The organism is Limibacter armeniacum (assembly GCF_036880985.1).
GTDB classification, from domain to species: domain Bacteria; phylum Bacteroidota; class Bacteroidia; order Cytophagales; family Flammeovirgaceae; genus Limibacter; species Limibacter armeniacum.
In genome coordinates this window covers 2,330,001-2,353,258 of sequence record NZ_JBAJNO010000009.1, presented here as the reverse complement: position 1 = coordinate 2,353,258, position 23,258 = coordinate 2,330,001, and the positions used below count along the sequence as shown (strand labels likewise).

Here is a 23,258-nt window from a genome sequence, read left to right as displayed (position 1 = left end):
CATGATGGATCATCAGTTTTCTTCTGAACAGAAAATATTAATCAAGGATATATCTTCAATAATGTTTGACAGTGTTGCAAACTCCCTTGGGAAAATGTTTGGAGATGAAGTATTTGTCAGAAAAGTGAATTGCTTTGAGGAAGCAGAGGTTGCATTGAAAGCTAAAGAAAATGTAGAGGATCAGCACCTGCTTATGATGACAACTGAAGTAATTGGAGATTTACAGGCAGGGACTTATCTGGTTCTAGAACCTGAATATAAGCAAAAGCTTTGTAGTCATCTGTTACCAGCAAGTGTTGTGGGGCAATTAGAAATGTGGGAAGCTGTACTGTTGGAGATGGACAATATTGCAATTGCTGCAATGGTGACCAAGCTGGCTAATATTTTGGATGTGGAAATATTTGGTCACGTGCCTGAATATGCTGAAGATACCTGTAAGAATATCGTTAGGGTTATAAATGAGCACAAGGAGGAGATAAATCCTTGCTATGCTGTGGAGGGAGAGTTTTATAGTTTTAAACTTCAGGTTCCTATGAAAGTGCTTTGCTACTTTGGGCAGGATTTTATTCCTCAAATTGAAAACTTTGATCTTGAAAAGGCATACGTAGGGAAAAAAGAAAAGAAAGAAGGAGGACTGTTTAAGCGTATTTTTGGTTGATAAAAACAGCTTTCAATAAAAAATGGCGAAGAATCTCTATTGACTCTTCGCCATTTTTTGTTGGTGTCATATTGTTTATGAGACCACAGACTTTTTCTTGAACGGGGTGACAGTCACTTTTCTTTTGACAAGTATTGAAATGAAAAGGAAAATAGCCACAAAAACAGCAATCTTGGCTATAATATCACCAGTACTGGTATAAATGGTTATTTCATTGTTTTGCATCACTGTACCATTTACTGCACCCATTTCACCATAAGCAAGAGGTTGCTGAATATCTCCACGTTGGTTGATGAAACATGAAATACCAGTATTGGCAGCCCTTGCAACTGATCGACGCGTTTCGATTGCTCGTAAAGAAGAGAACGCTAAATGTTGCTTATGTCCAGGTGAGGTATTCCACCATCCATCGTTTGTAATGACAGCCAAGAAGTTGGCCCCATCTTTTACATAACCTGTAACAAACTCTCCATAAACAGATTCATAGCATATAATTGGAGCAGTACCAACGCTGTCCGAGTTGATAAATGCCTCACGTTCCTTTTGCCTGCCTAAACCACCAAATGTACCACCAAAGTCCTGTAAGAGGCTTTTGAATACCGCAGGGTATGGAATCGTTTCAACACCGATCACCAATTGTGACTTATGATAAAAGTCGAGTTCCTGTTTGTCATTTATAAATAGAGCAGCATTGAAAACATCATAATAGCCAGCATTCTTGGTGTATCTAGCAGTCTCTGTCATAGGCTTTTTACCATACAAAAGGTAGGTGTCAACACCAGAGACAAGATTTACTCCTGGGTGCCTTTCTGTAAATCCAATAGCCTGTTGTACTGCCCAGTTATGGGGAGCATTATCCTCGACAAAGTTTTCATGTAAGGATGTTTCAGGCCAAAATACAAACTTGGTTTGAGGAGTTACCTTGGAGTCTGATAATTGAATTAACCTTTCAACCTGATCACGGTAAGGAATATGCGTAGGCTGATTTCTCTCTCCAGTTCTAGAGTTGTAATGATATTTTTCCTTGTAGCAATCTATATTAGGTTGTACTACTACAGTCTCTATAGGAGTTCCTTTATCCTCATAGGTATAATAAATACCAAAAGAAACTAACAAAGGAAGTAATACAGCTATTGCAAAACCTGTCAACATCCTTTTTTGAGTTAGGAAGAAAAACAGGGCAATGTTGGCTAGTAATATCCATAGAGTACCACCAAAGGTACCCGTATACTCATACCATTGTACCCAAGAAGGTGTAAAGCCAAAGACATTCCCTAGGTTAAGCCAAGGCCATGAAAAGTCCCAATGTAAGTGTAAGTATTCGAAAGAGATCCAGTATAGAACAAATGGGAGGTAACCTAGCTTATTGAATGATGCCCGTTTGCTGACATGGAACAGCATAACAGGTATAATTTGCAATAGTGCATTTGCTCCCCATGCAGCTAAAGTAGTTGCTCCAGATGCATACCATAACCACCAGTAGGTAGTGATATTCCAAGTGACAAGATAGAGGTATGCATTGCCGAATAACTTAAGAAAAGGGCGTTTGTAATCATGGCGGTAAATCTGTTCCTCAATCAGTAACAGTGGTACCAGTCCTACAAAAGCTAAAAATGTAAACGGAGGTTGCCAAGCTAAGCCTATGGTAATACCCCCAAGGATTGCCATCAAAGGAAGGAAGCCTCTTTTGTTCCCGTATTTATCTAGAATAGAATTCATGTTTATCCCAAAAGTTAGATGTTAGTAGAGAGTCTGTTTGTCATGCTACTATTCATATTTCTTTTTCTTTTCTTTTACAGGCGTTTTTCCTTCCACTACCAGTACAATCTCGCCCTTCACACCTTTTTCTTTGAAGTAAGCGGCTAGTTCAGAAAGCGTTCCTCTTGCATTTTCCTCATGGAGTTTTGTCAGCTCTCGGCAAACACATGCATTTCGGTCCTCTCCCCAAAACTCCAGTAACTGCTCCAATGTTTTGATCAGGCGGTGTGGTGACTCATAAAAAACAACAGTTCTTTCTTCATCAGCCAAAGCCTGAATTTTGGTTTGACGACCTTTTTTATGAGGAAGGAAGCCTTCAAATACAAAACGATCCACAGGTAAACCGGAGTTAACCAGAGCCAAAACAAATGCTGAAGCTCCCGGTAGTGTCTCGATCTTGATACCAGCTTCTACACAGGCACGAACCAAGTAAAAACCCGGATCTGAGATAGCAGGTGTACCTGCATCTGAAACCAAGGCAATTTTTTCTCCTTTCTTCAGTCTTTCTACAATCTGAGCTGTTGTCTTATGCTCATTGAATGCATGGTGACTGTGAAGAGGTTTTTGAATGTCAAGGTGTTTTAACAGGAAACCAGTGTTTCGAGTATCTTCAGCCAAAATCGTATCTACTTCCTGAAGTACTCTAATTGCGCGTAGTGTAATGTCTTCAAGGTTGCCGATTGGCGTTGGTACAATATATAAAGATGTCGTTTCTTCCATTCCGCTTACTTTCAAACTGAGTTCTTAGTCAAAGGTGAACATAGAGCTATTGGCCTTTAGCTTTACCTCAGTCATAATAATTTGTTTTTAGATGCTCAAATGTATGCGGGCAAAAATACGATTTTTTGAGAAGGGAACTGACTAAAAAACAAAACCCTTCGAGTTTGGTAACTCAAAGGGTTTCTAATGGTGTGAAAATTATTTATTGATCTTCACATGATTTAATATCGTATTGATAGCATCTCTGGCTGTATATCCATCCGCTTCAGCTTCGTAGTTTAGAATGATACGGTGGTTCAATACATCGTATGCTACATCCTTAATGTCTTCAGGCAATACATAATCTCTTCCGTCAAAGAATGCAACTGCTTTGGCTGCTCTATGCAGGTTGATACTTGCACGAGGAGAAACCCCGAATTGGATATACTCAGCTTCCTTGGTCAGGCCGTATTCCTTAGGGTTACGAGTAGCAAACACAAGGTCAATGATGTATTCCTCCAGTCGCTCAGACATTTTTACATCGTTGATGGCATCACGAATGGCAAAAACCTCTTCTTTAGTCAGTAGCTGTCTTACGCTTGAGTCAAACATTTGGTTTGACATACGTCTCATTACTTCCAGTTCTGATTCTTTTGCAGGGTAATCGATATACACTTTCAGCATAAAACGGTCAACCTGTGCTTCAGGAAGCGGGTAAGTACCTTCTTGCTCTACTGGGTTTTGAGTAGCCAGTACAAGGAAAGGACGGTCAAGCTGATAGGTTGTCTCACCAATTGTCACTTGCTTTTCCTGCATGGCTTCAAGCAGTGCTGACTGAACTTTGGCAGGAGCACGGTTTACCTCATCGGCAAGGATCAAGTTGGCAAATACAGGTCCTTTTTTCACCTCAAAGTTACCAACCTTTTGGTTGTAGATCATGGTACCGATCAAATCTGACGGCAATAGGTCTGGTGTAAACTGAATGCGGTGAAAGTCTAGATGAAGCACTTGCGCAAGTGTATTAATCGTAAGGGTTTTGGCAAGACCCGGTACACCTTCCAACAGGACGTGACCATTGGTGAAAAGGCCAATCAGCAGACGGTTTACCATATAATCCTGGCCAACGACTACTTTACCAACTTCAGAAATTACTTCGTTTATTTTTTCTTGTAATGCGTTTATGTCCACAGATTTTTCCACAGTATTCATGCTTTATGGTTCGTTCACTTAGTCTCTTAAAGATCAGAAAGCTCTTTTCTTTAAATATAAAGAACCTTCCGAAATACAGAAATTACAATATCGTACAATCATTTATTTATTTCTGTACATGCTATGCAAGTATAAGCACTCAAAACTGTAAATGTGAAAGACTTAACATTTCTTGACATTACGAGAAAATCCTAATCCTACTGACAAAAAGAGACCAGGCATACAAGGTACACCTGGTCACAACGTCCACCTTAATTCACAAACAGCTACAAGACGTTAAGCCTTGTATTCCAATTGTAATTTTTTTAAAAGAGTAACTAAATGAATTGTCTTTCTTGAATCGAAAGTATTTATGAAGGCCATTTGATATGTCACAAAAATTGTAATTAATACACTTTTTAATCATAAAGTAAGGTCATTTATTTATGATGATTGTTCTCAGTTTTAGGAAGGAATCGTGGAAAAACTTTTATAATTTTTGAGGCTGTAAACAGAAATCTCTTTACGTGATAGACTGAATAAATAAAACTAACCAAATCATCATACTTCTTGAATCTATGCAACTGATTAACTGTCTTGTGTTTTTCTTGAGTACTTGCGTACTGATCCCAATAGATACAGTCTTTAGGGAACTAGAACCCATAAGTGTCAAACAATTATCTGAAGCTTATGAAGGGCGTTTTGATATTAGTGGAATTGTAGATACTCCTACAGGGACATTTGTCATAGCAGACAAATCCGATAATCGCTTTATCTACCAAATCGAATGGACTGAATCAGATCGTTGGGAAATTGTCAAAGAAATACCGTTGGCGATCAAAGGGCCTATTGATTTTGAGGCATTGGATTATGCAGATGGTTTTTTCTTTATGACCAATGAATACGACAATGAGGTTTACAAAATCAATGAAGATGGAAGCAAGATCGAGTCGTTGAGTATCGGGTTTCGTAAAGCGGAAGAGCGGGTACGGAAGTGGAAAAAAAATACGGGACTAGAAGGGCTTGCTATAGATACAAAACGTCATTTGCTTTATTTAGCAAAAGAGCGTCAGCCAAGGTTTATTGCTGTAGCCGATTTAGAAAGTGGTGAAGTGCAAAACAAAGTCAATTTCCCAGAAACAGAAAGCAATGATATTTCGGATATGAAGGTAGATCATGGCTTTTTGTACGTCCTTGAGAGGAATGGAAATTATATTACCAAGTTAAATCCTGATACATGGGAGGTGATAGAAAAAGTGAGTTATAGGAATACATGTTCCAATAACGAGGGAAAATTATATGAGCCTACAAATTTTGGAATGGCTGAAGCCTTACTGCTAACAGAGGATGAAATTTGGGTGGCGCTTGATAATAATGAACTTAAAGCTTCAGCTTTTGCGGAAAAGCAATTTGGTATGAAAGGAGACAAGCCAGTTATTATCAGGTTTAAAAGACCTGAGGGTTTCTAAGTTTAAGAGTAAAGAGATTATTTCTTTGATATGAGTAGTAGTGAACATTTTCTATTGAACTTGGCCAGAGAGGAGCTTTTTAGAAGTAATGTAGATTATAAACACCCCTTCCGTTTTTTTACATTCGGAACAGTGGATGCAGATACTGGTTTTCCTGAAATAAGAACAGTCGTTAAACGGGAGGTGACCCAAAAGCTTGAGTTTTTTTTCTATACTGATACAAGGAGTCCTAAAGTTAGGCAGGTACAAAAGAACGGTAATGTATCAGCACTTTTTTATCATCCGAAAAAGCAGTTACAGGTCAGGGTAAAAGGAGTGGCGGATGTGGTAGACAAGGAAAGTCCTTTATACAAAGAACACTTTAAGAAATTGAAACAATCTGGCGTGTTGAAAGATTATACAACAGCTGTTTCGCCGGGAAGCCCTTTAGAAGATAATGAGGAAATAGGTTTTGTGGATAAAATTCACTTTTCAGTTATCAGAATTCAGGCACTATACCTCGATATATTAAAACTGAGTCAGGACGGGCATATTAGAGCCTTATATACGAAAAGGGATGGAGCTTGGGAAGAGACCATCTTAGTACCCTAAAAAAAAGAGTCTGTTGAACTAAGTCAACAGACTCTTTTTTTTATAAGGGCATTTGATAGGTTAAAACCTGAAAAGTAGTGTCCTGCTTGCCTTTTACTTCTAGCTCAACCTTTATATTGTTTTCATTCTTATGGAGGTGTACCAAGCCATAATTTTTCTCAATTATCAATTTACCTTCTCGGTATTGGTTGGCTTCTTCCGATGGGGTGCGCCATGTATGTGTCAGACCGCTTGATGTAAACTCATAGAGAGGATAATTGAGTTTTGCTAGGTCAATTTTTGAAACTTCCGCTATATGCCTGTCGCCACTTAATATCAGTACAGGTTTAGGTTGTATAGTTTCCAGTAGCTTGAAGAAGCGGTTGCGTGACTGAGGTAGAGTTGCCCACTTTTCCCATCCATGTTCTTCGGGGATTACCTGAATGCTTGACATAATGATATTAATATCAACAGATTGATCTTTTAGCTTTTCTTCCAGCCACAGCCATTGTGCTTCTCCTAATATATCACCGTTGTTGTTGGCAATGTATCGTTTCTTACCCGATGGGTCTTTTGTTAGCTGATCTCTAAAATAGCGGGTATCCAACAGAATAAACTGTATATCAATACCATGTTTTGATTGAATGTAGCTTTGGTAAGTGCCTTCCCTTTCCCAAACGGGGTTATCTTTGTCAATAGATAAAAACTCGAGCATCAAAGCCTTACTACTATCTTTTTTGGCAAACTCTTTCCCTCCATCATTGACACCATAATCGTGGTCATCCCATATTCCCATGATAGGAGTAGAAGCGATTAACTGTTGGTAGTCAGCATGGCTTTTTTGTTTGTTGTATTTCTCCTGAAGCAAGGTCATATCATCAGTATCTCCATAAATATTGTCACCTCCCCATAACCAGAAATCAGGTTGATCCGCTATAATTTCCTTCCACATTTGTGCTGTGCTATCCTGATGGGAACAAGAACCGAAGGCGATGGTAATTCCAGTTTCTTGAGTAGTATCAAGTTGATCCGATGACTGTTTTTGTGGAGCCTGGCATTGGAGGAATAAAAAAGTGATGCCAAGAAAAAGTAATGGTCTTTCCATGTTTTTTGTTATCAAGTTACATGAGATATAAAAAGTGAATGTAAATGAAATGTTAATTACAATGCTATAGATAGTTTAAAGCTTGGTTATCTGATGTTTAATGTGTTGATTAAAATTTATTTATACAATTTTGTAACAGAATATGAATATATCTGTCAGTAAGATTGTAACCAAGTATTATGAAGCCTTGATAAACGAACTAATCTTATGACTAAAGAATTTAATATACGTCTGGAAGTAATGCAGACCATAGAACAGTCTATGGATGACTTATTCACCCAGTACCTGAAACCGGTAGAAGAAAACTGGCAGCCAGCAGATTTACTTCCTGACTCAAGAGACCCTAAGTTTTTTGAGCAAGTACTAGAATTACAGGAATTAGCTAGAGAAATGGACTATGACCTGTTTGCAGTACTGATCGGTGATACTATCACAGAAGAAGCATTGCCTACTTATGAATCTTGGTTGATGAACTTGGAAGGAGTAGATCAGGAAAGCAAAACTGGATGGTCACGTTGGGTAAGAGCATGGACGGCTGAAGAAAACCGCCACGGCGACCTACTGAACAAGTACCTTTACCTTTCAGGAAGGGTAAATATGCGTGAGATGGAAGTGTCCACTCAGTACCTTCTGAATGATGGTTTTGACATCCAGACAGGCCGAGACCCTTACAGAAACTTTGTTTATACAAGTTTTCAGGAACTGGCAACAAACATCTCACACAGAAGGGTAGCCTCTTTATCCAAAAAGTCGGGCAATATACAGTTGGCTAAAATGTGTGGTGTGATCGCTGCGGATGAAGCAAGACACGCCAATGCTTACATTGATTTTGTAAGCCGCATTTTCTCGATGGATCAAAGTGAGATGATGTTGGCATTTCAGGATATGATGAAGAAAAAGATCGTGATGCCGGCACACTTCCTGAGAGAAACAGGAGGAGAAATAGGAGAGCTTTTTACACACTTCTCTGATGCAGCTCAACGTACAATGGTTTATACTACACAGGATTACATTGATATTCTGTCGTCATTGTTGAAAAAGTGGGATATTGAAAATATCACAGGTTTAAATGACAAAGCTGAAAGAGCAAGGGATTTTGTGATGGCATTGCCAGCAAGATTACAGCGTATTTCAGAGAGGGTTGAGATTCCTAAAAAACAGTATGAGTTTAAGTGGATTGCTGGTTAGACTTTAGTCGCAGCAAAAATATATGAAACAAAGGTTCAGGAGTTTTCTCTTGGACCTTTTTTCATGTTGTAAAGTTTGAAGATGTTATCTTTCCCCAAACTTTTTAAAATCAGAACAAATGAAACTTGCATTCGATGTTCAGTACTACGATACACATGCAAAGGCGGTGTGTATTCGCTTTTTGGATTGGAAGGATGATGAGCCTTTTGATATCATTATTAAAGAAATAAAAGAGGTGGCAGCGTACGTGCCTGGAGAGTTTTATAAAAGGGAACTGCCTTGCATCATGGCGATTTTGGATGAATTGCTGCTTTCTGAGGTTGATATGATTGTCGTTGATGGCTATGTTTTTCTGGATGACAAGAAAAAGCTAGGGTTAGGCGGATACCTATATCAGACTTTAGGGAAAAAGATACCTGTTATAGGGGTAGCTAAGTCTCCTTTTCACCAAAACAAAACTCAAGTAAGAGAAGTGTATAGAGGAGACAGTAAGAAACCACTTTACGTTTCAGCTATTGGAGAAGATGTGGATGTCGCAGCTGTTTTTGTAAAACATATGGATGGTGATTACAGAATGCCAACTTTGCTTCAGTTATTGGACAGTAAAACCAAGGAAAAGTAAGCCAATATCTTTATGTGAAGAGATTTTAATGGGTTTCGAATATAAGACTGTTCACTTTTTTATATAAAACATTGAAATGAGGAACAGAGTAGTGTATTTTATTGTAATGTAATAGCCAAACAAGCAGAGTTGTTTTGTTTCTCCTACTTACTTACATACCCATGAAAAAAACATTCAATTATAAGGATATCCCTTACTTACTGAAAGAAACTTATAAGGAGTGGGATAATGATGACCCTTTTGGTAGAAGTGCCGCAATAGCCTACTATACGATCTTTTCTTTACCAGGACTTTTGATCATTATAGTAACAGTAGCAGGGATGGTATATGGAGAAGAAGCTGTACAAGGAGCTTTATCTGATCAGATAGCGGATATGGTTGGTGGAAAAGCAGCGAAAGAAGTTGAAAACATTATAGCCAAGTCGAAGGTGGAAGCCAATTTTACCTTAGCCACATTTATTGGTATAGGGACATTGCTTTTTGGTGCAACGGGTTTGTTTGTTCAGTTACAGAAAGCACTTAATCATATATGGGGAGTTAAGGTGAAGGATTCGGCGGGTTATATGAAGCTGGTTATGGATAGAGTGACTTCGTTGGGAATTATCATTATGATTGGATTTCTATTAATGGTCTCTTTAGTTCTCTCAACGGCTATATCAGCTTTCAGTGACTTGATTTCGACCTATTTTTCAGAGTCATTGGTCATTGTCTCTCACCTTTTGAACATTGCATTGTCATTGGCAATCATTACACTGCTTTTTGCGACCATATTCAAGGTACTTCCAGATGTAGATGTTACATGGAAGATGGTTTGGAAAGGAGCATTGATTACAGCAATCCTATTTACGTTAGGCAAGTTCGGTATTGGGGTGTATTTAGGTACGTCCAAGCCAGATTCTGCTTTTGGTGCCGCAGGTTCCATTATATTAATATTGTTGTGGGTATCTTATTCTTGTCTTATCCTGTTTTTTGGAGCAGAGTTTACACAGGTATATTCTCGTACATACGGAAGAGGAATTCAGCCTTCTAGCCATGCTGAGCGGACACCTGCCTTTAAGCTGAAAAATGGAGAAGTAGACATAGAGTATTAGATAGAAGTAGTTACAAATCAATAACAACAAGAGTCATCTCATATACATGGGATGACTCTTATTTTATATGTAAACCGTTTATAAGCTACTCATTCGGGCAATATGCCTTTCATCCGCTGTAGTTTGATAGCTCCTCATCAGGTTGCTTGTTGTACAGGCATGAACAGGCAAGAGAGTGACAATGTCTCCTACTTTTATTTGGGTAATCTTTTCACTAGGCATATGGATAGTACCATGCTCCTGCGAGAGCTTTTTCATATAGGCTCCATGGATTACATCTCCCCACCCATTACTTTTTGTTTCTACCATTACGCCAAAAGTATCGACCCCATTATCATCTATTGTGTCTTTAGAGAAGTGTACACTGCCACCATAAACAATGACTTCATTCCTGTCTTTATGAATGGCTACTACAGGGCAAGCCATAGCAATCGCAATTTGCTCGAGAGCGCATGACCCGATTTGACTTTGTGTAACATCGTAAAAGACGAAGTTTCCGGGACGAATTTCATCTACCAAACTAAAGTCTTCCGCAACACTACATGTTGGTGTATCTCCCAAGGAGAGTTTTAATGGTGGATAACGGTGGTCAAAGTGCTTCTTCAGAGTGTCAAGAGCTTCTATACTCTGATGATGGATATCTATGATCGCTTCTTTACTGCGGCAAGCATAGCTGTGTCCTGCATGTAATAGGAAGCCATCCAATGTAATTTTGTCAGCATCATCCATTGCAAACATAAGTGCTGAGATACCATCGTAATTTGTGGCACTAATACCTGTGCGGTGATAACCTGCATCTATCTTGATCCATCCATGAATAGGTGCAGTTAGGTGTTTAGCAAGGAAAGTAACGGTTTCAAGCGATTCGACTACCAGACGGAGTGTGATCTTTTTAGCTAATTCATTGATGGTTTCAATTTCCAAGATATTGGTTGGGAAGGCGACTGTAATGTCATTCCATCCATCCTGTGCAAAGTATTGCGCCATAGTAAGGGAGGATACCGTAATCTTATCAATGCCTTCTTCTCTAAACCATTGTCCAATTTCATGTGACTGATGTGTCTTGAAGTGTGGACGGAGTATGACATTGTTTCGTCGGGCTTTGCTGACCATCTGATGGATATTGCTTCTGCATTTTCCCTCGTCAAGAAGCAGTGTTGGTTTGTTAATCATTTTCCCCTATCAGTTAGAATTGTTTGTTGGATTATAGTTGTTAGTCTGTTGACCTTCAGGTCAAAATGAAAACACTCTTGAAAAAAGTCAGAGGTTTGACCTATTGACATCTGTTTTGACACGTTAGAAATCAGAAAAATGTACACATTCCTTTTGGAATCATCTAATTTAGCTTGCATTTTTTGTCCATATTGATGCCCCAATTGCCTTTTTATTTGACGAATTCTCAATTGATCAAACTGAACCCAAAAAAACAGCTTAACTAGAACTAGTAACTAAGATGAATAAAATCTTAACCCTTTTATTTTTAGTGTCATGCCTGATAGGCAACCGCAGTATTGCGCAAACAGCTCCATCCAATACCTATACCATTAGCGGCTATGTCAAGGAGCAAGGTAGCGGAGAATTATTACCAGGAGTTACCATTTATGATGCCGACTTACAGCAAGGAACCTCAACCAATACTTATGGCTTTTTCTCTTTGACTTTACCTGAAGGGAAAAGGAGGATTGTGGTGTCTTTTATAGGTTATCAGAAACAGGTAAAAGAACTTTCTCTGACAGGAGATATTCAATGGGAAGTACAGCTCGAAGAAGATGCTGTACAACTGGAAGAAGTACAGGTTGTCGCTACACAGCAGGAGAAAGTAAGTGAAAGGACAGAGATGAGCGTAGTAGGGGTGCCTGTTGCACAGATTCAGGAGATCCCAGCTTTTCTTGGTGAAAAAGATGTAATGAAAGTATTGCAGCTGATGCCTGGAGTACAGTCTGGCAGGGAAGGAAGTAGCGGGATTTATGTACGTGGAGGTGGCAGCGACCAGAACCTCTTGATTCTGGATGATGCCGTGGTCTATAATGCAGATCACCTTTTCGGTTTTTTCTCTGTTTTTAATGGCGATGCACTAAAGAGTGTGGAACTCTACAAGGGTGGATTCCCTGCAAGATTTGGAGGCAGACTTTCATCCGTATTGAAAATGGATATGAAAGATGGTAACAAGGAAGAGTTTCAGGGCAAAGCAGCCATTGGGTTGATATCTTCAAGCTTGATGGTAGAAGGACCGCTTTCTGAAGGCAAATCTTCCTTCCTGATATCAGGTCGTCGGACGTATATAGATGTGTTGGCTCGTCCACTAATGCCAGCTGATGACAAAGGAGGCTATTATTTCTATGACCTGAATGCAAAAGTTAATTATGACTTTGGCCCAAAGAACAAGCTATACCTGAGTGGTTATTTTGGCAGGGATGTTTTTTATACAAGGTATAATGGAGATGGGAATAAAAGTCAAGGTGGTGTTAACTGGGGAAATGCCACAGGAACACTTCGCTGGAATCACCTTTTCAATAACCAGCTTTTTGCAAACACTACTTTAGTTTTCAGTGATTACAAATTCGGAATTGACTCAGAGGAAGAAGAACAAGATTATACCTACGAATTGCAATACTTTTCCCGTATTCGTGACCTGTCACTGAAGTATGATGTGGATTACTTGCCCAACCCAAGGCACCATATCCGTATCGGGGCACAACTCACAAGACATTCATTTGCTCCATCTGCATTGGTATTAAGAGATACATACAGTGATATAGATGTCAATAACCAGGTTTTTACCAACACCTTTGAAGGAGGCCTTTATATAGAGGATACTTATAAACCATTTCCGCTATTGACGATTAATACAGGGCTACGGTTGAGTGCCTTTAAGCATAAGAATACACAGTACTTCAAGCCTGAACCTAGAGTGAATATTTCTTACCGTGTAGCAGATGATTTGGCCCTAAAAGGCTCTTATGCAATGATGAACCAGTACATCCACCGACTGAGCAATACAGGCATTGGCTTGCCAACTGACCTTTGGGTGACATCTACAGAAAATGTAGCTCCGCAAACCTCCCAACAAGTAGCACTTGGATTGGCAAAGGATTTCAATGAGTCGAATCTGGCATTGACCGTAGAGGGCTATTACAAGAGGTCTGACAATGTAATTCAATATAAAGAAGGGGCAACGTTCTTGTTTATTGATGATCCTGAAAGTGCTTATGAAGGAGTAGACTGGGAAAACAATATTACCAGAGGTAAAGGAACCTCATACGGTATGGAGTTTATGCTACAGCGAAAGGTAGGGAAACTATCAGGTTGGGTAGGCTATACATTATCATGGGCAAAAATGCATTTTCCAGAGCTAAATAACGGAAAAGAATTTTTCGCCAACCAGGATCGTAGACATGACCTTTCGATCGTGTCTGTATATAAACCAACTAAAAAGGTAACACTTTCAGCTACGTGGGTTTATGGTACTGGAGCACCTGTAAATATGGCAATCAGTACTTACGTGGCAGATCAGCACAATCCAAGTCCAGACAATGCTTCACCACAGTCGCCAACCTACGGTTACTATGCAGAGGTCAATTACTTTGGGGAGAAAAATAACTTCAGGATGGCTCCTTACCACAGACTTGACTTTGCGGCACGCTTCCATAAGGAGAAAAAGCGAGGTACACGTACATGGGAAATAGGAATCTATAACCTGTATAACCGCAGAAACCCATTCTTCTATTTTACCGATGATACTTACAATTCAGATGGAACACGTACTCGAAAGCTGAAACAAGTATCACTCTTCCCAATACTTCCATCTATCTCTTACCGATTTGATTTTTAAAAGGAGTCACTAGGAAGTGAAAACGAATAATCAATTTGACTAAAGAAATGCAAGACATGAATTATATATCTAAGACAAAAAGCTTAAAACGAAGCTATGTAGGTGTTCTGCTGTTATTGATATTGAGCCTGACAAGCTGTGATGAAAACTTTATGACCAGAGATGTTGACCCAAATCTGTTACCGGAGTTTGAAAGTAAAGTAGCTGTATTTGGTGTAATCAGTCCTCAACTCCCTACAATTGATATTTCACTGTCAAGTAATGTTCCTATAATAGGAACACAACGAGACATGCACTATGGAGAGAAAAAGGTAATCACTGATGCCACTGTAAAGATATCGGATGGGATAGATGAAGTAATATTACCTTATGATAGTGATATGCTGTTATACAGTATCTTACAGGAAAGCTTCCCGATTGTAGAAGGAAATACTTACACTGTTAATATAACAACGCAAGGAGGGTTACAGCTTACGGCAAAATGTACAGTGCCAAAGGCAAACCCAATAGCAGAGATGGAGTTGGAGCAAAAAGCAGATTTTTATAGTATTAGGGTGATTTGGAATGACAAATCGGGAGAAGAAAATTACTATAGAGTGGGTGCATGGGTAGGCGAGTTGTATGATGACGGTATCACCCAAACCACTTATTGGAATGAATCCTATTTTGACCAATATCTTTTCTCAGATACAAACCGTGATGGTGAGATGCTAAGGGCGCAAAGTGAATATTATGGTTATAAAGAGACGAATTCACCACTGAAAGCCAAACTGTTAACTGTAGACAGAAATTACTATCTCTACCACAAAGACTTGGAGTATTATTGGGAGGTAGATGATAATCCTTTTGCAGAACCAAAAAACATATACACTAATATTGAAGGAGATGGGATAGGGATGTTTGGGGCTTTTAGTGAAACGGAGTTGAATAGTAACAATTAGTTAGTTTTCGTCTATTAGTAAACAGACAATATGATATAGCTAATTTTCGAAACTCATATCACTGCTGTTGATGTTCTAGTGGAAGAATACCAAAAGAGGAAACCTTGTCTCTCAAAAGATTTTAGAACATTCAAAACTAGCACTGCTATGATTGAACAAATCAAGACTTTCGATTCCAATACGTTGGCATTTGATGTGATTGAAGGGTTTACAGAAGTTGATGAGAAACTTTTCCAGAAGTTTTTTGAGAAGAAACTGGAACAGGGCTATGAGCAGGTTAATATTTTAGTGAAGTTGGATGAGCTGAAAATTACGGAGAGTAGCATCAAGGCATTTATGGAGGATATCATCTGGACATTCCGCAATTACAAGAAGATGGGGAATATTGCGGTTGTGGCACATTCCAGAATACTGAAAGCATTGGTGCCTATTGATAACCTGTTTTTCCAACGGTTGAAAGAAGGTAGGGAGGAGCGGTACTTTGATGTGTCACAACTGGATGAGGCTATGAAGTTTGTCGATTCGAAAGCATAATTTGGGATAACGCAAAATCCCCCTGAAAACAGTTTTAAGTTTCAGGGGGATTCTCTTATCTAAAATCTTTTGCTTAATAACTAACTTACTTGTTTGCTGGCATTATTGGCAGGGACAATAGAGGCAACTACTGTAATAAACAGAATGACGCCGCCAATTGTCAGGAAGTCTTGCCAACGCATTTCTACAGGGTAGGCATCCATCAACGTGTTAAAGGTACCTGTGGTGATCACTTTATATTTATCCTGTAAAAAGCAGACGATAAACCCAAAGCTAAGTCCTAGTCCTGCACCCATGAAAGCAACAATGGAGCCTTCTAGCAGGAAAATATTACGAATCATCTTTTTAGTTCCTCCCATCGCAAATAGCATTTGAATATCATGTTTCTTTTCAATTGCCAGCATTGCTAAGGAGAAGAATACATTGAAGGACGCAATTCCCAAGATGACGACAAACGTCAGGAATGCAAAGAGCTTTTCGATTTCCAACGCCCTTAGGATATTGGATTGTTGCTCTTTCCTTGTTTTAATGACGAAATCCTCTCCAATTTTACTTTCTAGTTGCTCCTGAATATCCTGAGCGGAGTAACCTTGAGTTGGCTTAATTTCAAGGGCAGTTACCTTATTGCCATACTCCAAAAGCTTTTGAGCAAAGGAAAGAGGTACAATTACCGTATTCTGATCAAACTGAGGCTCTGCCAGAAACACACCGCCTGCTTGAATGTAGGCACGGTTAAAAGCGGTTTCTGGAGACATACTGCCTTGAAAGTCCCTTTTAGGGTACCAAAACTGGATTAGTCTGATTCTGTCTTTGAGTCTCACACTGAGTTCTTGATATACGCCTGAACCAACCAATATATATGGTATCCCATTTTTTTCTAGTAATGGTTCTCCTAATACTACTGTTGTGTCAAACTGTGTTTGTAAGGCATAGTTATCAGAAACCCCTTTCATGTTGATGACTTTCTGCTTGTCTCCAAATATAAGCAGTGCATTGTCTTCAATAACTTCTGTTATGGCATCAATACCTTCAATGCTTTCAATTGTATGTTGTAGCTTTTCATCAAAGGCAAAGCCTTTTCCCTTATGTGGTGTAATAAGCAGCTCGGGGTTATGACGATTGTACATGCCTGTAATAACGCCTTCCATACCATTGAAGAAAGATAATACGATTACTAAAGCGGCTGTACCAAAGCCTACCCCTATCATAGAGATATTGGAAAGTATCTTAATAAAGTTCTGCCCTATAAAAGCATCAATCGCATTCTTGTAAGCCTGCTTGATGCGTTTAGGCGAAAATGTAAACAGCGTTAGCAAAAAAGCTATCAAGCTGCGCAAGAAAGACTTGTGCCTTTTTTGGTTTCGTTGTGAAACGAAATATCTTTTGGCTATGAAAAATGATGTTCTGAAAGGCAACATGGGATAATTTGTTAAATTCGTATCACAAAAGTAACTAAGATCGCAAGGAATGAAAGGATGAGTAACATAAAAGACGTTAAGCCTTTCAAAAATCTTGAGACAACAAGGCGGAGAACTTTTGCTGAAAACTTTTCCGTAACGAACACAACTATATGCACTATCAAAAACCATTATTACAAAAGCTCCTACTATTATCCTGTGGGCTTTTACTATTTCTATCTTCTGCTGTTACAGCTCAAAATGTACGCTCATTGATCAAATCACTTGAGAAGGGTGATTTCGAGCGGGTAAAGAAAAAAGTAGACAAAAATCTGGAAAAAGAAGCTCTAAATGTTGAAGCTGCTTACTTATTGACTTTATACTATGCAGACAAAAGGAATACAGGTGCCTATCAGTTGGACTCTGCTTATAAGTTTGTAAGGGTAGGGCTGGGGCTATTTGATCAGCTAGATACTGAAACAAAGACGGAGTTTGCTGAGGATGGCTTTACCAATGAAACATTGACCACCGTTAAAGAGCGAATAGAGTCAACAGCTTTTTCGCAAGCAGACTCATTATATACAGAGGAGTCTTTCAGAGATTTTGTCTTACGCTTTCCTGAAGCCCAACAATTGAAAGAAGCAAAGTCTCTTCGGGATAGTTTGGCTTTTGTACAGGCAGAGCAGGAAGATACTTATCAAAGTTATCAGCAATTTATAGACAAATACCCTGATGCTGTCCAGAAACCTGATGCTGAAAAGCGTTATGATAAGCTACTTTATACAGATAAGACAAGATTGGGTAGCAAAAGTGCATATGCTGACTTTATAAGGGATTATCCTAATAGTCCATTCAAGTCTGAAGCCGATCGTAAGCTTTTTGACCTATTGACTTTTGACCACAAGGAAGAAAGCTATCAGGAGTACGTACGTCAATTCCCCGATTATGCATATGCCGCTTTAGCATGGGAGTTTTTGTGGTATAAGTATACAGACAAGAAAGCCTTTTTTAAGTTTTACCCTGATTCACCTGCCAAATACAAGAAGCTAGCAACAGTAGATAGCTTAAAGTACTACCCCTATTACAGTGCAGAGAGTGAGACCTTTGGTTTTTTTGATCATAAAGGAGTGATGCAAGTAAAGCCATCGGCTGTCAAAATTCCGGAAGACTACTTGTGTGAAGGAGTGCAGGAAGATTATATCATTTTCAGTGATGGAACAAAGCAAGGCACCTATAATAAGATAGGTGAACAATGCTTGCGAGTAGAATATGATGCGATTGAACCATTCAGTCAGGATATTTTAAGAGTAAGGATAGGCGATAAGTGGGGCTTGATACATAAGAGTGGGTTTGAGATGATGCCTTGCAAGTACAATAAGATTGAACCACTGACGGAAGGTTTGGTAAAAGTCAGTAACAATAAGAAGTGGGGAGTGTCTACATGTTATGATCGTTTGCTATTACCGGAAGACCATGATTATATAGAAAGCACTCAAGGTACTATTTTCATTTTGAAGTCAGGTAATAAGGTAGGAGTCATCAAGGAGTCGGATTTATTGTATGCTGAAAATAGTATTACGGTACAGTATCCTTATGACGATGCAGAAAAGATCAAGCGTGGTTTTATAGAGGTAGAAAAACAAGAGCAAGTCTCTGTATTGAATGCCTTGGGAGAGGTTGTGATACCATTTACGGACGAAATTATTGAGACAGAAGAAGGTTGGCTAGTTTATAAGGACTCTACAGTAACCATATTAGACCATTTTGGTAACCGGATTAATGAGAATGTTTTTGAGAAAGCAATTGAAGGGCCTTCTTATTATGCTGTAAAACAGAAAGGGCAATGGGGGGTGATGAACTTTGATGGGGTGGTTTTCATTGATGTGACTTATGATACTTTATCCTTTTTAGGTAAGAAGGGCATTTTGCTTGAAAAAGGAGATGAAAAACTGGGTTATTTTGACGGAGAACAGTTAGTGCCACTTTCCAAGTATAATCGAATTAAGGTAGAAGTAGGTCGCAAGCTGGAAGGAGAGGTGTATAGAGAGGTACCTTATATAATAGCAGAAGCTAAAAATCGAAAAATGCAGCTTCTTTCTGAAAATGGAGAGATCATTCTGAAGCCACGTTACAATGATATCAATATTATTAATGAGGAGTTGGTAATGGTAAAGTCAGGAAGTAAAAGGGGGTTGTTTGATTTGGCGGGTAAAAGAGTAGTTTCTGAAGAATATGATGGTATAGCAAGTAATGCGCCGGGGCTTTATTCAATTTTTAAGCAAGAGAAGTTTGGTTTGTATCATCATTGGAAAGGAGTTACAATTCCTCCTTCATATGATGTCTTATTAAAACCTTATGGCAATTCAGATAGTGTTTTTATTGCTAAAAAGGGAAACTACGGACTAATTGATATACAAGATGAGCCTATTGTTGATTTTGAATACGATGAATTGAAGTATTGGAATGACTCTGTTGCATTAGTTCATCATAGTGGAAAGTGGAAATTGTTGAATATAAAAGGTAAGTACTTTTTGCCTGAAGTATTTGAATCCTTTCGTTTGGTCAAGGAAACGGATGACGAAACAGTATTGATTACTTATAGAAGTACTGGATACGGTGTATTAAGTAATAAGAGAGGAAGGATTATTATTGAAGAGTTCTCTGATATAATAAACCTAGGTACAGTAGAAGAACCCATATACTTTGTAGAACGATCGATTAGTCAAGTAGGACTATATGTAATACTTTACTTTGATAAGGATGGTAAACTGCTAAAGGAAAATATTCTTAGAGAAAGGGCTTATCAGAACATAGTTTGCCCTGAATGATAAAAAATAAAAACAATTCAAATAACACTATGCATTGAAACTCAATGCGTAGTGTTTTTGTTTTCTTTACGTTTACATTCATTATCTCCAAAATGCAATTCTAGGTCTTGCACAGCAATAACTTTTTCCTACCTTTGCACTCCGCAAAACGGGAAACACCCGCAGCGGTCAGCCACTCCAACGGGAGCGGTGATAATGCTTCCTGACAGCGACAATGGATAAGTTAAAATTAATTCACAATGTTGCTTGCAAATAACGGGGAAAAGGTTTTACCTTTGCATCCGCTTCTTTCGGGAAGGTTTTCGGGCTAACGGCTTGAAAATAAAAAATAGCGAAAAGTGCTTGCAAACAAAAAAGGTTTTCTTACCTTTGCAGCCGCTTCAAGCGAAAAGGTTCCGGAGGGATCCGCGGAAAAGTCCAAGAAGTTGGATTTTGAAAAGTTCTTTGAGAGGATTTAGGACAGTGGTAAGGGATAAGGCTTTAGGGTTTTATTTCGATCACGCAAAACAAGTACGACAAGACAAGCACAAGCGTCAATTCCAACAATTGAAAAGCAGGAGACAGGTCAGAAAACACGACGACAATTGGAGCTGTTCCTTTCAGGGGGCAGCCCAAGTCAACAATCTCTTACAATGGAGAGTTTGATCCTGGCTCAGGATGAACGCTAGCGGCAGGCCTAATACATGCAAGTCGCGGGGTAGGGTTTCCTTCGGGGAGCCTGAGACCGGCGCACGGGTGCGTAACGCGTATGCAACCTGCCCGCTGCAGGGGAATAGCCCGGAGAAATCCGGATTAATGCCCCGTAGCACTGTTTACCTGCATGGGTGAACAGTTAAAGGAGCGATCCGGCAGCGGATGGGCATGCGTCTGATTAGCTAGTTGGCGGGGTAACGGCCCACCAAGGCCACGATCAGTAGGGGTTCTGAGAGGATGATCCCCCACACTGGTACTGAGACACGGACCAGACTCCTACGGGAGGCAGCAGTAGGGAATATTGGGCAATGGGCGCAAGCCTGACCCAGCCATGCCGCGTGAGCGAAGAAGGCCCTCGGGTCGTAAAGCTCTTTTATAGGGGAAGAACAAGTGGGGTGCGCCCTGCTCTGACGGTACCCTATGAATAAGCACCGGCTAACTCCGTGCCAGCAGCCGCGGTAATACGGAGGGTGCAAGCGTTGTCCGGAATTATTGGGTTTAAAGGGTACGCAGGCGGTCTGTTAAGTCAGTGGTGAAAGTTCACAGCTCAACTGTGAAAGTGCCATTGATACTGGCAGACTTGAGTACCGGAGAGGTAGGCGGAATTCCCCATGTAGCGGTGAAATGCACAGATATGGGGAGGAACACCGAAAGCGAAGGCAGCCTACTGGCCGGTAACTGACGCTCAGGTACGAAAGCGCGGGGAGCGAACAGGATTAGATACCCTGGTAGTCCGCGCCGTAAACGATGAAGACTAGGTGTCTGCCCTTCGGGGTGGGTGCCCAAGCGAAAGTGATAAGTCTTCCACCTGGGGAGTACGCTGGCAACAGTGAAACTCAAAGGAATTGACGGGGGTCCGCACAAGCGGTGGAGCATGTGGTTTAATTCGATGATACGCGAGGAACCTTACCTGGGCTCGAATCCCATTCGACAGGTCTAGAGATAGATCTTTCTTCGGACGGATGGGAAGGTGCTGCATGGCCGTCGTCAGCTCGTGCCGTGAGGTGTTGGGTTAAGTCCCGCAACGAGCGCAACCCCTACCTTCAGTTACCATCGGGTAAAGCCGGGGACTCTGGAGGAACTGCCTGCGCAAGCAGAGAGGAAGGCGGGGACGACGTCAGGTCATCATGGCCCTTACGCCCAGGGCTACACACGTGCTACAATGGTAGGGACAGAGGGCAGCGACATGGCGACATGAAGCGAATCCCAAAAACCCTATCTCAGTTCGGATCGCAGCCTGCAACTCGGCTGCGTGAAGCTGGAATCGCTAGTAATCGCGTATCAGCAATGACGCGGTGAATACGTTCCCGGACCTTGTACACACCGCCCGTCAAGCCATGGGAGTTGGGTGGGCCTGAAGAGGGTGGCCGTAACAGGAGCTCTCAAGGGCAAAACCAGCGACTGGGGCTAAGTCGTAACAAGGTAGCCGTACCGGAAGGTGCGGCTGGAACACCTCCTTTCTGGAGACCGTCCCTGTAGTTGTAGGGGAAGGCGCCTGTGCCGTTGGTTGTACGGCGTGAACACTGTCCAAGTCACTCAAAACAATCCTTGAGATTAGATGACCGGGGGATTAGCTCAGCTGGCTAGAGCGCCTGCTTTGCACGCAGGAGGTCATCGGTTCGACTCCGATATCCTCCACCTCATTTTCCGGGTATTCCCTTCAAGTTTCAGACGAGAAACAGGACAAGGGAGACCGCAAGACGGAAAAGAAAGGTTCTTTGACATACTGCCAAATTAAAAAGCAACGAGGCCTGCCTGCCGCAGTTGATGCTGATTGTTCGGTATTGACGGCAGGCGGCAAGAAGAAAAGCAAGAGAAAGTAATAAAGGGCGTACAGTGGATGCCTGGGCTTCCAGAGGCTATGAAGGACGCGACAAGCTGCGAAAAACTTCGGGGAGGTGCACATGACCCTTGATCCGAAGGTATCCGAATGGGACAACCCACCATGCTGAAGGCATGGTTTTAGAGCCAACGCGGGGAACTGAAACATCTAAGTACCCGCAGGAAGAGAAAACAAGAGTGATTCCGCAAGTAGTGGCGAGCGAACGCGGAGAAGCCCAAACCGTCGGTGTTACGGCACTGTCGGGGTTGTAGGGCTTGCATAATGTGAAGACACGGAACTGGAAGGCGCTGGAAAGCGCCGCCGCAGAGGGTGAGAGTCCCGTACAGGTAATGTGTTGATCAGGCAAGTACCCTGAGTAGGGGGGAGCCGGTGAAACTCCCTCTGAAGCAGGCAGCACCATCTGCCAAGGCTAAATACTCCTGGAAGACCGATAGCGAACAAGTACCGTGAGGGAAAGGTGAAAAGCACCGTGAATAACGGGGTGAAATAGATCCTGAAACTGTACGCCTACAAGCGGTCGGAGCCCATCAGTTGGGTGACGGCGTGCCTTTTGCATAATGAGCCTACGAGTTGCACCTCACCAGCAAGGTTAAGTTCTTCAAGGGACGGAGCCGCAGCGAAAGCGAGTCTGAATAGGGCGCCATAGTTGGTGGGGGCAGACGCGAAACCGTGTGATCTACCCATGGCCAGGGTGAAGACGGGGTAACACCCGTTGGAGGCCCGAACCAGTTGACGTTGAAAAGTCTTTGGATGAGCTGTGGGTAGGGGTGAAAGGCCAATCAAACTCGGAAATAGCTCGTACTCCCCGAAATGCCTTTAGGGGCAGCGTGGGGTGTTTTCTT

At 40.9% G+C, this 23,258-nt stretch carries 16 protein-coding genes, 1 tRNA gene and 2 rRNA genes (1 of these 19 only partly in view); 13 read left to right on the top strand and 6 right to left on the bottom strand.

Going from position 1 to position 23,258, the window contains the following annotated elements:
- The first annotated feature begins 1 nt into the window (after position 1).
- Positions 2 to 658, top strand: coding sequence for a hypothetical protein (locus tag V6R21_RS27615; RefSeq protein ID WP_334246736.1), 657 nt, complete (start codon positions 2 to 4; stop codon positions 656 to 658).
- 75 nt (positions 659 to 733) lie between these two features.
- Here the strand turns inward: V6R21_RS27615 and lnt are convergent, their stop codons facing one another.
- The 3 genes from lnt to V6R21_RS27600 form a co-directional block, all read right to left on the bottom strand.
- The gene (gene lnt / locus V6R21_RS27610) at positions 734 to 2,377 is read right to left on the bottom strand and encodes an apolipoprotein N-acyltransferase (RefSeq protein ID WP_334246735.1); all 1,644 of its coding nucleotides are present in this window, start codon (positions 2,375 to 2,377) and stop codon (positions 734 to 736) included.
- Between the two features lie 48 nt (positions 2,378 to 2,425).
- Positions 2,426 to 3,136 (bottom strand): 16S rRNA (cytidine(1402)-2'-O)-methyltransferase, encoded by a 711-nt coding sequence (gene rsmI, locus V6R21_RS27605; protein WP_334246734.1) that lies wholly within the window; start codon positions 3,134 to 3,136, stop codon positions 2,426 to 2,428.
- 198 nt (positions 3,137 to 3,334) lie between these two features.
- Positions 3,335 to 4,324 carry an AAA family ATPase gene (locus tag V6R21_RS27600; protein ID WP_334246733.1) on the bottom strand — a complete coding sequence of 330 codons (990 nt, stop codon included), beginning with the start codon at positions 4,322 to 4,324 and terminating at the stop codon, positions 3,335 to 3,337.
- A gap of 557 nt (positions 4,325 to 4,881) precedes the next feature.
- Between V6R21_RS27600 and V6R21_RS27595 the strand changes: the two genes are divergently transcribed.
- Positions 4,882 to 5,772 carry an esterase-like activity of phytase family protein gene (locus tag V6R21_RS27595; protein WP_334246732.1) on the top strand — a complete coding sequence of 297 codons (891 nt, stop codon included), beginning with the start codon at positions 4,882 to 4,884 and terminating at the stop codon, positions 5,770 to 5,772.
- A 30-nt stretch (positions 5,773 to 5,802) separates the two neighbouring features.
- Entirely contained in the window at positions 5,803 to 6,363 is a 561-nt protein-coding gene (locus V6R21_RS27590; protein ID WP_334246731.1) for a pyridoxamine 5'-phosphate oxidase family protein, read from the top strand.
- A 40-nt stretch (positions 6,364 to 6,403) separates the two neighbouring features.
- Here V6R21_RS27590 and V6R21_RS27585 read toward each other — a convergent pair whose 3' ends face one another.
- On the bottom strand, positions 6,404 to 7,447 hold the full coding sequence (locus V6R21_RS27585) for an alkaline phosphatase D family protein (protein ID WP_334246730.1): 1,044 nt from the start codon (positions 7,445 to 7,447) through the stop codon (positions 6,404 to 6,406).
- Positions 7,448 to 7,654: 207 nt separating this feature from the next.
- Between V6R21_RS27585 and V6R21_RS27580 the strand changes: the two genes are divergently transcribed.
- The 3 genes from V6R21_RS27580 (at position 7,655) to V6R21_RS27570 (ending at position 10,348) form a co-directional block, all read left to right on the top strand.
- Complete coding sequence (locus tag V6R21_RS27580) at positions 7,655 to 8,635, top strand: acyl-ACP desaturase (RefSeq protein WP_334246729.1); 981 nt, start codon at positions 7,655 to 7,657, stop codon at positions 8,633 to 8,635.
- A gap of 118 nt (positions 8,636 to 8,753) precedes the next feature.
- Positions 8,754 to 9,257 (top strand): endonuclease V, encoded by a 504-nt coding sequence (locus tag V6R21_RS27575; protein ID WP_334246728.1) that lies wholly within the window; start codon positions 8,754 to 8,756, stop codon positions 9,255 to 9,257.
- Positions 9,258 to 9,418: 161 nt separating this feature from the next.
- Positions 9,419 to 10,348 (top strand): YihY/virulence factor BrkB family protein, encoded by a 930-nt coding sequence (locus V6R21_RS27570; protein WP_334246727.1) that lies wholly within the window; start codon positions 9,419 to 9,421, stop codon positions 10,346 to 10,348.
- Positions 10,349 to 10,426: 78 nt separating this feature from the next.
- Here V6R21_RS27570 and V6R21_RS27565 read toward each other — a convergent pair whose 3' ends face one another.
- Positions 10,427 to 11,521, bottom strand: coding sequence for an alanine racemase (locus V6R21_RS27565; RefSeq protein ID WP_334246726.1), 1,095 nt, complete (start codon positions 11,519 to 11,521; stop codon positions 10,427 to 10,429).
- 280 nt (positions 11,522 to 11,801) lie between these two features.
- On the opposite strand from V6R21_RS27565, the gene V6R21_RS27560 reads away from it, so the two are divergent.
- The 3 genes from V6R21_RS27560 (at position 11,802) to V6R21_RS27550 (ending at position 15,655) form a co-directional block, all read left to right on the top strand.
- Positions 11,802 to 14,180: a TonB-dependent receptor gene (locus V6R21_RS27560; protein WP_334246725.1), complete on the top strand. Its 2,379-nt coding sequence runs from the start codon at positions 11,802 to 11,804 to the stop codon at positions 14,178 to 14,180.
- Positions 14,181 to 14,236: 56 nt separating this feature from the next.
- On the top strand, positions 14,237 to 15,121 hold the full coding sequence (locus V6R21_RS27555; protein ID WP_334246724.1) for a DUF4249 domain-containing protein: 885 nt from the start codon (positions 14,237 to 14,239) through the stop codon (positions 15,119 to 15,121).
- A gap of 147 nt (positions 15,122 to 15,268) precedes the next feature.
- Complete coding sequence (locus V6R21_RS27550; RefSeq protein WP_334246723.1) at positions 15,269 to 15,655, top strand: SpoIIAA family protein; 387 nt, start codon at positions 15,269 to 15,271, stop codon at positions 15,653 to 15,655.
- Positions 15,656 to 15,735: 80 nt separating this feature from the next.
- On the opposite strand, the gene V6R21_RS27545 is transcribed toward V6R21_RS27550, so the two are convergent.
- Positions 15,736 to 16,971 (bottom strand): ABC transporter permease, encoded by a 1,236-nt coding sequence (locus V6R21_RS27545; RefSeq protein WP_334246722.1) that lies wholly within the window; start codon positions 16,969 to 16,971, stop codon positions 15,736 to 15,738.
- Positions 16,972 to 17,324: 353 nt separating this feature from the next.
- On the opposite strand from V6R21_RS27545, the gene V6R21_RS27540 reads away from it, so the two are divergent.
- The 4 genes from V6R21_RS27540 to V6R21_RS27525 form a co-directional block, all read left to right on the top strand.
- Positions 17,325 to 19,880 (top strand): WG repeat-containing protein, encoded by a 2,556-nt coding sequence (locus tag V6R21_RS27540; RefSeq protein ID WP_334246721.1) that lies wholly within the window; start codon positions 17,325 to 17,327, stop codon positions 19,878 to 19,880.
- A gap of 629 nt (positions 19,881 to 20,509) precedes the next feature.
- Positions 20,510 to 22,033: ribosomal RNA gene (locus V6R21_RS27535) — 16S ribosomal RNA — on the top strand.
- 104 nt (positions 22,034 to 22,137) lie between these two features.
- A tRNA-Ala gene (locus V6R21_RS27530) sits at positions 22,138 to 22,211 on the top strand.
- Positions 22,212 to 22,386: 175 nt separating this feature from the next.
- Positions 22,387 to 23,258, top strand: a 23S ribosomal RNA gene (locus V6R21_RS27525); it runs 1,940 nt beyond the window's last position.
- The 16S and 23S rRNA genes sit together here with 1 tRNA gene alongside, the layout of an rRNA operon.

Coding starts and splice junctions, on each gene's coding strand:
- V6R21_RS27595 (WP_334246732.1), top strand. CDS start 4,882: ATGCAACTGATTAACTGTCTTGTGTTTTTCTTGAGTACTTGCGTACTG.
- V6R21_RS27585 (WP_334246730.1), bottom strand. CDS start 7,447: ATGGAAAGACCATTACTTTTTCTTGGCATCACTTTTTTATTCCTCCAA.
- V6R21_RS27550 (WP_334246723.1), top strand. CDS start 15,269: ATGATTGAACAAATCAAGACTTTCGATTCCAATACGTTGGCATTTGAT.
- V6R21_RS27575 (WP_334246728.1), top strand. CDS start 8,754: ATGAAACTTGCATTCGATGTTCAGTACTACGATACACATGCAAAGGCG.
- V6R21_RS27615 (WP_334246736.1), top strand. CDS start 2: ATGATGGATCATCAGTTTTCTTCTGAACAGAAAATATTAATCAAGGAT.
- V6R21_RS27560 (WP_334246725.1), top strand. CDS start 11,802: ATGAATAAAATCTTAACCCTTTTATTTTTAGTGTCATGCCTGATAGGC.
- V6R21_RS27570 (WP_334246727.1), top strand. CDS start 9,419: ATGAAAAAAACATTCAATTATAAGGATATCCCTTACTTACTGAAAGAA.
- V6R21_RS27590 (WP_334246731.1), top strand. CDS start 5,803: ATGAGTAGTAGTGAACATTTTCTATTGAACTTGGCCAGAGAGGAGCTT.
- rsmI (WP_334246734.1), bottom strand. CDS start 3,136: ATGGAAGAAACGACATCTTTATATATTGTACCAACGCCAATCGGCAAC.
- V6R21_RS27555 (WP_334246724.1), top strand. CDS start 14,237: ATGAATTATATATCTAAGACAAAAAGCTTAAAACGAAGCTATGTAGGT.
- V6R21_RS27565 (WP_334246726.1), bottom strand. CDS start 11,521: ATGATTAACAAACCAACACTGCTTCTTGACGAGGGAAAATGCAGAAGC.
- V6R21_RS27600 (WP_334246733.1), bottom strand. CDS start 4,324: ATGAATACTGTGGAAAAATCTGTGGACATAAACGCATTACAAGAAAAA.
- lnt (WP_334246735.1), bottom strand. CDS start 2,377: ATGAATTCTATTCTAGATAAATACGGGAACAAAAGAGGCTTCCTTCCT.
- V6R21_RS27580 (WP_334246729.1), top strand. CDS start 7,655: ATGACTAAAGAATTTAATATACGTCTGGAAGTAATGCAGACCATAGAA.